Source organism: Agrobacterium sp. FDAARGOS_525 (genome assembly GCF_003938925.1).
Lineage (GTDB): Bacteria > Pseudomonadota > Alphaproteobacteria > Rhizobiales > Rhizobiaceae > Agrobacterium > Agrobacterium pusense.
In genome coordinates this window covers 1,719,091-1,730,965 of sequence record NZ_RKIU01000003.1, presented here as the reverse complement: position 1 = coordinate 1,730,965, position 11,875 = coordinate 1,719,091, and the positions used below count along the sequence as shown (strand labels likewise).

Sequence of the window (11,875 nt, the reverse complement as noted above, 5' to 3'; positions counted from 1 at the left end):
TCAAGCAAAAAGCCCTGCCGAGGTGTATGGCAGGGCTTTACTCAGAAAAATCATTTCAACCGCAGGTCAGCGCCGCTTCATGGCTTCAGCCAGGGCAGCTGCCAGTGCACCACCGGATTGCGACCCCTCGTTGCGATCTTTGGGCTTGGATGTCGCGTGGCGCATGGCGTTGGTATTGCCCTTCTCCCGCATCGGCTGCGGCGCAGCCTCACCACCATCCTTACGCATGGTCAGCCCGATGCGCTTGCGCTTCACATCCACTTCAACGACTCGCACCTTGACGACATCACCCGCCTTGACGACCTCATGCGGGTCTTTCACGAAACGGTCGGCGAGCTGCGAGACATGCACCAGCCCGTCCTGATGCACGCCGATATCCACGAAGGCGCCGAAGGCAGCCACATTGGTAACGGTGCCTTCCAGCAACATGCCGGGTTTCAGATCGGTGATCTCGTCCACACCCTCGGCAAAGGTCGCGGTCTTGAAGCTCGGGCGCGGGTCACGGCCGGGCTTTTCCAGTTCGGCGATGATGTCCTTGACGGTCGGCAGGCCGAATTGCTCATCGATGAACTTCTTAGGGTCCAGCGACTTCAAGGTGGCGCTATCGCCCATCAGCGAGCGCAGATCGCGGCCGCAGGCGGCGACGATCTTCTTCGCCACGCCATAGGCTTCCGGGTGAACGGACGAGGCATCGAGCGGCTCCTTGCCGTTTGGAATGCGCAGGAAGCCCGCGCATTGTTCGAAGGTGCGCTGGCCGAGGCGCGGCACTTTGAGCAATTCCTTGCGGCTCGCGAATGGACCGGTCTGATCGCGATGGGCAACGATGGCATCGGCAATCGAGGCACCGAGACCGGAAACCCGCGCCAGAAGCGGCGACGAGGCCGTGTTGAGGTCTACGCCGACGGCATTCACGGCATCTTCCACGACAGCATCGAGCGAGCGGCTGAGGCGGCCCTGATCGACATCGTGCTGGTATTGACCGACGCCGATAGATTTCGGCTCGATCTTCACCAGTTCCGCCAGCGGGTCCTGAAGGCGGCGGGCGATGGAGACTGCTCCACGTAGCGAAACGTCGAGATTGGGGAATTCGGCCGCCGCCCGCTCCGAAGCGGAATAGACGGATGCGCCCGCCTCCGACACGATTACCTTGGTGGGCTTTGTATCTGAAGCGGAAGCCGGCATCTGGGCCAGAAGATCGGCCACCAGCTTTTCCGTCTCGCGGCTGCCGGTGCCATTGCCGATGGCGATCAGCTCGACATTGTGCTTGCGAATGAGCAAGGCGAGTTCCGCCTGCGCGCCGCGCACGTCGTTCTTCGGCTGGAAGGGGTAAACCGTCGAGGTGTCCAGCAGCTTGCCGGTGCCATCGACCACGGCCACCTTGACGCCGGTGCGGATGCCCGGATCGAGACCCATGGTGGCGCGCGATCCGGCGGGGGCGGCCAGCAGGAGATCCTTGAGGTTCCGTGCGAAGACGTTGATCGCCTCTTCTTCCGCCCGCTCACGCAACTCGCGCATCAGGTCGAGCGACAGCGACATGGAGAGTTTCACGCGCCAGGTCCAGCCGGCGACCTCCATCAGCCATTGATCGGCGGGGCCAGCATTGCGGATATCGAAGGCGGCGGCGATGGTGCGCTGCGCCGGCTTCACCGGTGCGGGATCGTCTGCATCAACATCGATCGTCAATGTCAGAATTTCCTCGTTCCAGCCGCGCAGCATGGCAAGCGCCCGGTGGCCCGGCACCGCCGCCCAGCGTTCGGAATGGTCAAAATAATCGGAAAACTTCTCGCCGGCCGCCTGTTTGCCATCCACCACCTTGGCGCGGAAGGTGGCGTTCTGGCGCATGTAATCGCGCAGGCGGCCAAGCAGATCGGCATTTTCCGTCATGGTTTCAGCCACGATGTCGCGCGCGCCCTCGAGCGCCGCCTTCACATCGGCCACCTCGCCCTGCACATAGGCCTCCGCCAGTTTCGCCGGATCGGCGGCGCGGTTTTCCCAGATGGCTTCGGCAAGCGGGCCAAGATCGCGCTCCCGGGCGATTTCGGCACGGGTGCGGCGCTTCGGCTTATAGGGCAGGTAGAGGTCTTCCAGCTCGGCCTTGGTGCCCGCCTGCATGATCTTGACTATCAGCTCATCGGTCATCTTTCCCTGCCCGCTGATGGAATCGACGATGGAAGAGCGACGTGCATTGAGTTCGCGCAGATAGACAAGGCGTTCCGAAAGCGTGCGCAGCTGGGTATCGTCAAGCCCTCCCGTCACTTCCTTGCGGTATCTGGCGATGAAGGGTACGGTCGCGCCCTCGTCCAGCAGGGTCACCGCCGCCTTTACCTGATCGGGACGGGCGTTGATTTCGGAGGCGATGAGCGTGGCGAGGCGGGCGTTGTCTGCGGTCATATGGGTCTCTGCTGTCATATCTGGAGCGGCGACCATAATGTCTGATTGTGGCGTGACAACAAGAGGCGACAACGATTCCACAGGAAAGGCTGACTTCAGGGGAAAGACAGGCAATTCATCGTACTGACCGCGGCGTCTCGAAAAGCGATTTCTGATGCAGAACGGCACCATCCGCACACCGTCACCCCGGACTTGATCCGGAATCCAGTGCGATCAAGTCCTTGATCGCTTAAGACTCTTTCACGGCGCAGACGCGCCGTGGCTGGATGCCGGATCAAGTCCGGCATGACGGAGGCGGGATTTGCAGCCTCTATTCGCAGGCTAAACGCGCGGCAATCGCCACATATTCGTCTTGACCTTTCGCCCCCCTGCCCTTAACGCCCCTGACACAAGGTTACTGGCGAATTTTGCAGGGGTATTGACCATGAAAGTTCTGTTGATCGGTTCCGGCGGACGCGAACATGCGCTGGCGTGGAAAATCGCCCAGTCTCCCCTGCTTGATGCGCTCTACGCCGCCCCCGGCAATCCCGGCATCGCCGACCATGCGATGCTAGTGGAGCTGAACGTGGAAGATCATGCTGCCGTCATCGCCTTTGCGAAAGAAAAGGCAATCGACTTCGTCGTCATCGGCCCGGAAGCGCCGCTGGTCGCCGGTCTGGCGGATGACCTGCGTGCCGCCGGCATCGCCACTTTCGGGCCATCGAAAGCGGCAGCGCAGCTGGAGGGTTCCAAGGGTTTCACGAAGGATCTCTGCGCGCGCTACGATATTCCGACCGGCGCTTACCAGCGTTTCAAATCCGCAGAGCCGGCCAAGGACTACGTCCGCGCACAGGGTGCGCCCATCGTCATCAAGGCCGACGGGCTTGCCGCCGGCAAGGGCGTGACCGTGGCCATGACGGAAGCGGAAGCGCTTGCCGCGATTGACGACTGCTTCGACGGCGCTTTCGGCGCGGCCGGCGCCGAAGTGGTGGTGGAGGCCTTCCTCGATGGCGAGGAAGCGAGCTTCTTCTGCCTTTCCGACGGCAAGACCGCGCTGGCGCTCGCAACCGCGCAGGATCACAAGCGCGTCGGTGATGGTGATACCGGTCCGAATACGGGCGGCATGGGTGCCTATTCGCCCGCCCCCGTAATGACCGCGACCATGGTGGAGCGCACCATGAAAGAAATCATCGAGCCGACGATCTCGGGCATGGCGAAAGATGGTAATCCCTTCTCCGGCGTGTTCTTTGCTGGACTGATGATTACCGCTAAGGGCCCGGAACTCATTGAATACAACGTGCGCTTCGGCGATCCAGAATGCCAGGTGCTGATGATGCGCCTGAAAAGTGATCTGCTGCCCATCCTCTACGCCACGGCCACTGGCACACTGGACAGGGTTGACGCGGAATGGCGCGACGAGGCTGCGCTGACCGTCGTCCTGGCTTCCAAGGGTTACCCCGGCGCATACGACAAGAACACGCCGATCGCGCATATTCCTGAAGCGAGCGAAGAAGCGAAGGTGTTCCATGCCGGGACTGAGTTGAAGGACGACAGGCTGGTGGCTACGGGTGGCCGCGTGCTGAACGTTACCGCCCTTGGAAAGACCGTGACGGAGGCGCAGGCCCACGCCTACGCGCTGGCGGACAGGGTGGAGTGGGAAAACGGCTTTTGCCGGCGCGATATCGGCTGGCAGGCTGTGGCGCGCGAAAAGGTCTGATTTTAGATCAAACGGGCCGGCAACGAATATTTCGTTCAATTTTTACCAAGTTTGCTGACCCGATGGAAACGAAACGCCGGTAATACTTGCCCGAACATGGAATGGCGCACTTTGCCCGGATCACGAGGCGGCGCCGTTATTTGGGGGCTTTTTCGATGCGGCGTCTTCTTCTGACAGCGATTGTCGTGCTGACCGGCGGGTCTGCCATGGCGTCTTCTATCGAATATATCAACGGTGTTCATACCACCAATGGCAGCTTCATCCGTCGCGACTGCACGGGTTGCCAGCAGGTCAAGGAGAAAACCGCGGCGCAGGTTTACAGCATTCCTTCCATAGAACCCGGGACCCAGCACACGGAAATGCGGGAAGTGGATGGCAAGCAGACGCTGGTGCGCACGGAAGCATGGCTCGGCGGCGCGCCCGTGACATTTGTCAGCACCAATCCGGCATGGATGCCGAAGGAAGCGTCTGGCACCGCAATCGCCACCTATGACGACGTGGAGCCAACGGCGCATACGCAGGAAACCGCTGCGACGCCCGGCGGCATAGACATGACGACCACCACTGCGGCTACGAAGGAAATTTCGAGTACCGATGCGGCGGCCCCCTCACGCGCTTCTGCCTTGCCCGCTCCGACCAACTTCCCGGACTTCCAATTGCGCGGCAACTGACCTGCGGGTTGGATGACAAATGTCAAACAATCGCGTCCGCGCTGTATTTTTCACGGTCGTCAGCAACCATTTGGGGAATTAAAAATCCCCGAGGGGTTATTCCGCCGGCTGGCGTGATAAAGCTTCCACTAATTAAATATATCTTCAAATTTTTGGCTGCTAAGTCATCTCATGGTGCAATGCAGCACAGCATAAGGCCTTGGGCGGATGCCGCTCTTCAGGCCCTTCCCGGCGCATCATGCGCTTCTCCCTTTTCCGAAACACCGGCAGCGCGCGGCAAAGCGAGGCGCGCGAGGCCAAACGCTTGTGAGCGCCCATGAAGAACCTTTCCATTTCCCGTCAGTTGATCGTTCTTGTAGTGGCCCTGATGGCCGCCTTCGCCGTGGCAACCTTCTACCAGCTGAAGTCCGCCACCGACGCGATCTATGAGGAACGCTACGGTATGCTGCGGACTCAGGTGCAGTCGGCCATCTCCATCCTGCAATCCTTCCACGACAAGGAAAAGGCCGGCACCCTTTCGCGCGACGAGGCCATGAAGCAGGCTTATGCGACCGTCAGCGCCATACGCTTCACCCCGGATGGCTACCTCTTCGGTTATGATTACGATGTAACGATGAAGTTCCATCCCGATGCCAAGCGCGTCGGCGAGAACTTCAAGGGCAAGCCTGACAGCAAGGGTTTCGCTTATCGTGACGAGCTGGTGCGGCTTGGTCGCAATGGCGGCGGCCAGACGGATTTCTACGGCCCGAAGCCCGGCATGGAAGGCAATGACTACGCCAAGAGCTCCTATGCACTTGCCTTCGAACCCTGGCAGGTGGTGGTCGTGACCGGCGTTTACATCGATGATCTGAACGCACAGGTGCGCGGCGAGGTGATGAAGGCGCTATCCATCGGCGCGTTGATCTTCGTGCTGGCGCTTGCAGCCGCTTTCTATGTCATCCGTGGTATCTCGAAGCCCCTCGGCGATATTCACCGCGCGCTTGGCGAAGTCGCCAATGAAAACGTCTCGCTCGCCATTCCCCATACTGGCCTCACCAACGAAGTGGGCATGATGGCGAAGGCTACTGCCTCGCTTCAGGACAAGGTACGCGAGCGCCATGCCATGCAGCGCCGTGAGGAAGAACAGCAGCAACAGCTCAATGCCGAGCGCCAGAACAACCTCGACATGCAGCGCGACGAGGCAGAATTGCAGGCGCGTGTGGTCGCCACCATCGGCGAGGCGCTGGAAAAGCTGGCCGGCGGCGATCTGACCGTGCGCTGCGGCGACCTCGGCAACCGTTACGCAACGCTGCGCGACAATTTCAACGAGGCCCTGACCCATCTCGATGCCGCCATGGCCAAGGTAAATTCCAAGAGCATCGACATTGGCGGCTCAAAGGAAGAAATCCGCAAGGCCTCCAACGAGCTATCGCAGCGTACCGAACGGCAGGCTGCCAATCTGGAAGAGACCTCCGCAGCGCTTGACGAACTGACCGTTGCGGTGCGCCAGACGGCGGAAGGGGCAGCTGACGCCGCCAAGCGTGTCACCACCGTCAGCTCGGAAGCCATGCGCAGCGACCGTGTGGTGGAAGAAGCGATCATGGCGATGAGCGGCATCGAGCAGTCTTCCGACCAGATTTCCAACATCATCGGCGTGATCGACGATATCGCCTTCCAGACCAACCTTCTGGCACTGAATGCTGGCGTCGAAGCTGCTCGCGCGGGTGAGGCTGGCAAGGGCTTTGCCGTGGTAGCGCAGGAAGTGCGCGAACTCGCACAGAAATCCGCGGCTGCCGCCAAAGAGATCAAGGACCAGATCGCCCGCTCTTCCGCCCAGGTGGAAAATGGCGTGCGGCTTGTGGGCGAGGCCGGCGATGCACTGAAGCGTATCTCCGACCAGATCAAATCCGCTAACGAGATCGTCAGCAAGATCGCCCATTCGGCGGCCGAACAGGATACGACGCTGCGCTCGATCTCCTCATCGCTCAACCAGCTCGACGTCGCCACCCAGCACAATGCGGCCATGGCGGAAGAAACCACGGCTTCAGCGGAAGCGCTTGCCGTGGACACCGAGGAACTGCTGAACCTCATCCGCGGCTTCCGCGTGTCGTCCGGCCATCAGCTTCATGCCATGGCGCATGAGCTGCGCATGGCGGGGTGATACGCCGCAAGACTATCGATGAACAAAGGCGCCGGGGAACTCCGGCGCTTTTCTTTTAACGGGTCAGCACATCCAGCCGGTCGATATCGGCAGGTGAAAAAACGGCAATACCGGCTTTTTCGAGCAGCGCCGCCGTCACCCCGTTGCCCGCATGTTTGACGCCAGAAAACGAACCGTCATAGATCGCAACCGATCCACAGGACGGGCTGCCGTCGATCAGAAGCGCGTATGTGCAGGCATTGGCCCTCGCAAAGGCCAGCGCCCTTTCTGCGCCGGCAATGAATTGCGCCGTGACATCGCCGCCGGTCACCTCCAGCACGCGGGCGCGGCCCTCCAGCACATCGAGACCGGAGGCACGATCTTCGATTTCCGCCGGCGGGCGCGGCACGGGCATACCGCCCGCCATCTCCGGACAGATCGCCACCAGCCTGCCTTCGCTGCGCCAGCGGTCGATCGCCGGGTGGAAGAAGTGCTTGCCTCTGCCGTCGTAACGGACAGGTTGGCCGAGGAGGCAGGCGCTGATGAGGATTTTGGAGGTGGGGTGGGTCAATGGGAAGTTATCCTGCGGGAGCTGAGGCTGTGGCTTAACCCCTCTGCCCTGCCGGGCATCTCCCCCTCAAGGGGGGAGATCGGCGAGAGGCATGCTCCCCCTCTTCCCGAAACGTTCAATGTGGTTGAGAGCTCGCCACAAGTCGATCTTCCCCCTTGAGGGGGAGATGTCCGGCAGGACAGAGGGGGGTGAACCGCGCACACTGACATGTACGGCTACCCCAACCCTATCAGCCCGTTATCTTCGAGAAATCCGCAACCGTGCCAGTTGCCTCGCGAATGGCCTTCAGCAACGCCAGACGGTTTGCGCGGATGGCCGCGTCCTCGTCGTTGACGAGCACATCTTCGAAGAATTTATCGACGGGCGCGCGAAGCGTCGAAAGCGCCTGCATGGCAGAGCGGAAATCTTCGCCGGCAACAGCCTTCGCGGCATCGGCAGACGCGGTCTTGATCGCCGCATAAAGCGCCTTTTCGGCATCGAGCTTCAACAACTCTTCCGAAACGCCATCCGCCACCACAGTCCCCTTCTTCTCCTCCGCGGCCAGAAGCTGCGTGGCACGCTTGGCGCCTGCCAGAAGGTTGCGGCCATCCTCACCGGTGATGAAGGCGGTGAGCGCTTCGACACGGCGGGCGATCATCAGCAGGTCGTCAGATTCCGGCGTCAGGACGGCGTCGATCAGATCGTAACGCGCGCCGAGATCGCGGAGATAGACCTTCAGACGGTCGTGGAAGAAGGAGAGAAGGTCCGGATCCTTGGCAACGCTCAGCAGTGGCAGCCGCACGTTCTTCTCAAGCAGAATACGCACCACACCCAGCGCCGCACGGCGTAGCGCGAAGGGGTCCTTCGAGCCGGTGGGCTTCTCATCGATGGCCCAGAAGCCGATGAGGGTGTCGAGCTTGTCGGCAAGGGCGACCGTGATCGCCACCTTATCGGCCGGCAGGCGGTCGGAAGGGCCTTGCGGTTTGTAGTGATCTTCGATGGCGGCGGCGACGCTTTCGTTTTCGCCCTGAAGCGCCGCATATTTGCGGCCCATCAGGCCCTGAAGCTCGGGGAATTCGCCGACGGCTTCGGTGCGCAGGTCGGCCTTGGCCAGCACAACGGCGCGGTCCACCAGCGCGGCATCGGCGCCGACGATCGGGGCCAGCGTCTTCGCCAGTTCGCGGATGCGAGCCACGCGCTCGCCCTGCGTTCCGAGCTTGGCGTGAAAGGTGACGTTGAGCGCATCGAGCTTCGCCATGCGCTGGTCGAGCGGCTTTTTAAGATCGAGGCTGAATTTTGCAGCCGAGTCCTTCAGCATCTCAAGATCGGGCAGATCACCCTGGTCACGGGTCCAGAAATGGCGGGCATCCGACAGGCGCGCGCGCACGACCTTGCCATTGCCGTGGATGATTTCCTTGCCGCCATCACTCGCTTCGATGTTCGAGACAAGGATGAAGCGGTTGGAAAGGCCCTCTTCCGCACCCTGGTTGCGGGTGACGAAACACTTCTGGTTGGTCTTGATAGTGAGGCGGATGATTTCTGCGGGAATTTGCAGATAGTCCTCTTCGAAAGTGCCTATCAGCACCTGCGGCCATTCGACCAGGCCGGAAACTTCTTCCAGCAGGCCTTCGTCTTCCACAAGGTCGAGCCCGTTGGCGAAAGCGAGGTCCTTGGCGTCGTGCAGGATGATGTCCTTGCGGCGCTCGGCATCGAGAATGACCTTCGCCTTTTCGAGGCTCGAGACATAATCCTCGAAACGGCGTACGGTGATCGGGCCCGGCGCATGGAAACGATGGCCATAGGTAACGTTACCGGCAACGATACCATCGATGGCAAACGGGATGACCTGCGTTTCATCGTGTTCGGGGCCGAACAGGCAGACAATGGACTGCAGCGGCCGCACCCAACGCAGGCTTTCCGAACCTTTGCCTTCGATACCGGCATAGCTGGAGCCTTTCGGCATCGAAGCGGGGCCGGAGCGCATGGATTTCGGCCAGGGGAAAGAGCGGATGATGCCGGGCATCACCTCGGCGATGATCTCTTCCGCCGGACGGCCCGGCTTGTTGATGATGGCGATGTAGAAATCACCCTTCTTCGGATCGGAAACAACCTGCGCTTCCGAGATATCGTTGAGGCCTGCGCCACGCAGAAAGCCTTCGATGGCCTTTTCATTGGCATCGGTGCGCGGACCCTTCTTTTCCTCACGCACATCGGCCGAGCGGGCGTTGAGGCCACGAATATCCAGCGTCAGGCGACGCGGTGTCCAATATTCGCGCGCACCTTCATAGGTCAGCCCTCTCTCCACCAAGGCATCGGTGACGAGTTTCTTCAGATCGCCCGCCGCCTTGCGCTGCATGCGGGCAGGGATTTCCTCGGAGCGAAGTTCAAGCAGAAGATCGGGCATGGGATAAGGACTTTAATCTGTTGCAAAAGAGTGTCGCGGACTTAGCAAGACCAGCGGCAAAAGTCACCAGCTATCGGTTAAATTACCGCGGCAGGCATCACCAGCCGCCGCCACCGCCACCGCCGCCGCCAGAGCCGGAAAAACCGCCCCCGCCCCCGCCTGAGAAGCTGGAGCCGGAAGAGCTGACAGGCTGCGGAATGGTGGAGGCGATTGTGCTTGCCATAGAGGTTGAGAACCCGCCGATCCTGTCGCCAAAGCTGCCGTAATTGCTGCCCAGGTACCAGCCGGGCACATAACTTGCCGCGGCGGCACCGGCGGCGGCGGTCGCGAGCCAGGTCTCGAACGTACGGCTCCAGGGCTTTTCGACGCCAAGCGCCACGGCATAGGGCAGCAGCGTTTCGAAATGTTGCGGCGACATGGCCGGCGCGCCCGCCATGTTCATCCGGTCCTTTTCGGCCAGCGTCAGATAGGTCCGCAGGCCTTCGATGCCATCCATCAGCTTGCGGCCGAGCGGCGTCGGTGCGCCCATCAGAAACAGGAACAGCGCATTGGTGAGCACGATTCCGCCGATGGCAGCGAGCGCCAGTGACTTGGTGTCATGTGTAACGTCAAGCAGGATTTGCGTGGCGATGCCGCCAATGGCCGAAAAGGCCACGAAACCGGCAAAGGCGAGCATGACGATGCCCCCGATCCGCTTGCGCAGCGGCGCGCCGCGCGAAAACTGCCGGCCGATGCCAATCGAAAGGATGCTGAAAAAGAAAGCAAAAAAGCCAAAGACCAGCACAGCGGCGATGGCGCTCTCATCCAGATCGCCGAAGACCAGCGTCGCAACGATGAGGGCGAGGCTGAGGAAGATACCGAAGACGGTGTAGCCGGCATTGCCACGGTAATACTTGCCGCGATGTTCTTTCTCTATCGCTGCGCGAAACTGTTTGCCGACCTTCTCGACCTCCGCCCCATGGGCCTTGTCGATGGTTAGCGTCTCCCCCGGCCCACCGATGGAGGAAAGCAGCGTCTTCTGTCCCGTCGGCAGGTTGTCGGCCGTCGCCTTTTGCGTGCGGCGGATGACGATGGCGTTCTTCAGGTCCTCCAGAACCACATAACCTTTTACGGCCAGATCAAGTGCCGAAGCGGAAAGCGCCGTCCAGCCCGCGCCGGAAAAACCGCGGTTATCGACGTAATTGACCAGCGCCGGGGAAAGTCCATCCGGCGCGTCCCAGCGCGGCACGACGACGCCTTTTGCCGGATCGCGGCCCACGGCGAACCAGGCTCGCAGATAATAGAGGAGCACGACGAAGAGACCGCCGCCCGAAAGGAGGATGGCGAGATTGTCCCGCAGCCACCACCCCGCCTCCTGCGTGGTGTCAGGAGCCGATATAGCCCCCTTGGGCAGTTTCACCGCAACCGTCATGCCCTCGCCCACCGAAAAGGGGCGAGTGGAGGCGAAGAAAACCTCGTTGCCCTCACTGAGGATGCGGGCGTCCTTGCCTTTTGCGCCAAGCGGACCGGTGAAGACGGCGGTATCCGTCGCCTTGATACCATCAGGCAACGTGATGGTGGCGGAAATCTCGCCCATGGGGAATTGCCAGCCATTGCCGGTGACGTTCCAGGTCAGCTCGTCATAATCGCTGAAATAACGGATCTGCCGGGCGGTGGTGTAGGTGATCTGGAAGATATGTTCGCCGGTCGGCAGAAAACGGTCGGCGCTGCCGGTATAGATGCGGATACCGCCATCGATGGTTTCGGTGCGCCAGTTCTCGGGCGCACCATCGCGCTCCACCGAAACGACGCTGAAATCCACCTTGGTGCGGCGGTTATTCGCATCCAGCGCATAAAGCGGAAAATCGCGGAAAATGCCACGCTTGATGTTCTGGCCTTCGGCGCGGGCGGCGATGGTCTCCGTCACCGTCAGCTCTCCGTCTCGCGCAACCTCGATGACGGAATGATACGAACGGATGAACTCTTCCGCGAAAGCCGGGAAGGCCGCGCCCAGGAAGACGAACAGCGCGAGAAATCTTGCGGCGATGGTCTTCACGGGTGATTT

The 11,875-nt window shown here is 61.2% G+C and carries 7 protein-coding genes; 3 read left to right on the top strand and 4 right to left on the bottom strand.

Features of this window, described 5'->3' with window-relative positions; translation table 11 throughout:
* Positions 1-66: 66 nt before the first annotated feature.
* Complete coding sequence (locus EGT36_RS09750; protein WP_125270341.1) at positions 67-2,391, bottom strand: Tex family protein; 2,325 nt, start codon at positions 2,389-2,391, stop codon at positions 67-69.
* Between the two features lie 424 nt (positions 2,392-2,815).
* Here EGT36_RS09750 and purD point away from each other — a divergent pair, with 424 nt between their 5' ends.
* The 3 genes from purD (at position 2,816) to EGT36_RS09735 (ending at position 6,898) form a co-directional block, all read left to right on the top strand.
* A complete protein-coding gene (gene purD / locus EGT36_RS09745) occupies positions 2,816-4,087 on the top strand; it encodes a phosphoribosylamine--glycine ligase (RefSeq protein WP_125270339.1) in 1,272 nt (423 codons plus the stop codon).
* Positions 4,088-4,242: 155 nt separating this feature from the next.
* Positions 4,243-4,758 carry a plant virulence effector HPE1-like domain-containing protein gene (locus tag EGT36_RS09740; protein WP_022555665.1) on the top strand — a complete coding sequence of 172 codons (516 nt, stop codon included), beginning with the start codon at positions 4,243-4,245 and terminating at the stop codon, positions 4,756-4,758.
* Positions 4,759-5,074: 316 nt separating this feature from the next.
* Positions 5,075-6,898 (top strand): methyl-accepting chemotaxis protein, encoded by a 1,824-nt coding sequence (locus tag EGT36_RS09735; RefSeq protein ID WP_004440129.1) that lies wholly within the window; start codon positions 5,075-5,077, stop codon positions 6,896-6,898.
* Positions 6,899-6,953: 55 nt separating this feature from the next.
* Here EGT36_RS09735 and EGT36_RS09730 read toward each other — a convergent pair whose 3' ends face one another.
* The 3 genes from EGT36_RS09730 to EGT36_RS09715 all read right to left on the bottom strand — a co-directional run bounded on the left by EGT36_RS09730 (position 6,954) and on the right by EGT36_RS09715 (position 11,866).
* Positions 6,954-7,448, bottom strand: coding sequence for a 2-thiouracil desulfurase family protein (locus tag EGT36_RS09730; protein WP_037090851.1), 495 nt, complete (start codon positions 7,446-7,448; stop codon positions 6,954-6,956).
* A gap of 229 nt (positions 7,449-7,677) precedes the next feature.
* Positions 7,678-9,831 (bottom strand): glycine--tRNA ligase subunit beta, encoded by a 2,154-nt coding sequence (gene glyS / locus EGT36_RS09720; protein WP_037090852.1) that lies wholly within the window; start codon positions 9,829-9,831, stop codon positions 7,678-7,680.
* Positions 9,832-9,928: 97 nt separating this feature from the next.
* Positions 9,929-11,866 carry a DUF2207 domain-containing protein gene (locus tag EGT36_RS09715; RefSeq protein ID WP_037090853.1) on the bottom strand — a complete coding sequence of 646 codons (1,938 nt, stop codon included), beginning with the start codon at positions 11,864-11,866 and terminating at the stop codon, positions 9,929-9,931.
* Positions 11,867-11,875 lie beyond the last annotated feature (9 nt).

Bases quoted from the DNA above. Each gene is read 5' to 3' on its own strand.
- EGT36_RS09750 (WP_125270341.1), bottom strand. From the start codon at position 2,391: ATGACCGCAGACAACGCCCGCCTCGCCACGCTCATCGCCTCCGAAATC.
- glyS (WP_037090852.1), bottom strand. From the start codon at position 9,831: ATGCCCGATCTTCTGCTTGAACTTCGCTCCGAGGAAATCCCTGCCCGC.
- EGT36_RS09735 (WP_004440129.1), top strand. From the start codon at position 5,075: ATGAAGAACCTTTCCATTTCCCGTCAGTTGATCGTTCTTGTAGTGGCC.
- purD (WP_125270339.1), top strand. From the start codon at position 2,816: ATGAAAGTTCTGTTGATCGGTTCCGGCGGACGCGAACATGCGCTGGCG.
- EGT36_RS09740 (WP_022555665.1), top strand. From the start codon at position 4,243: ATGCGGCGTCTTCTTCTGACAGCGATTGTCGTGCTGACCGGCGGGTCT.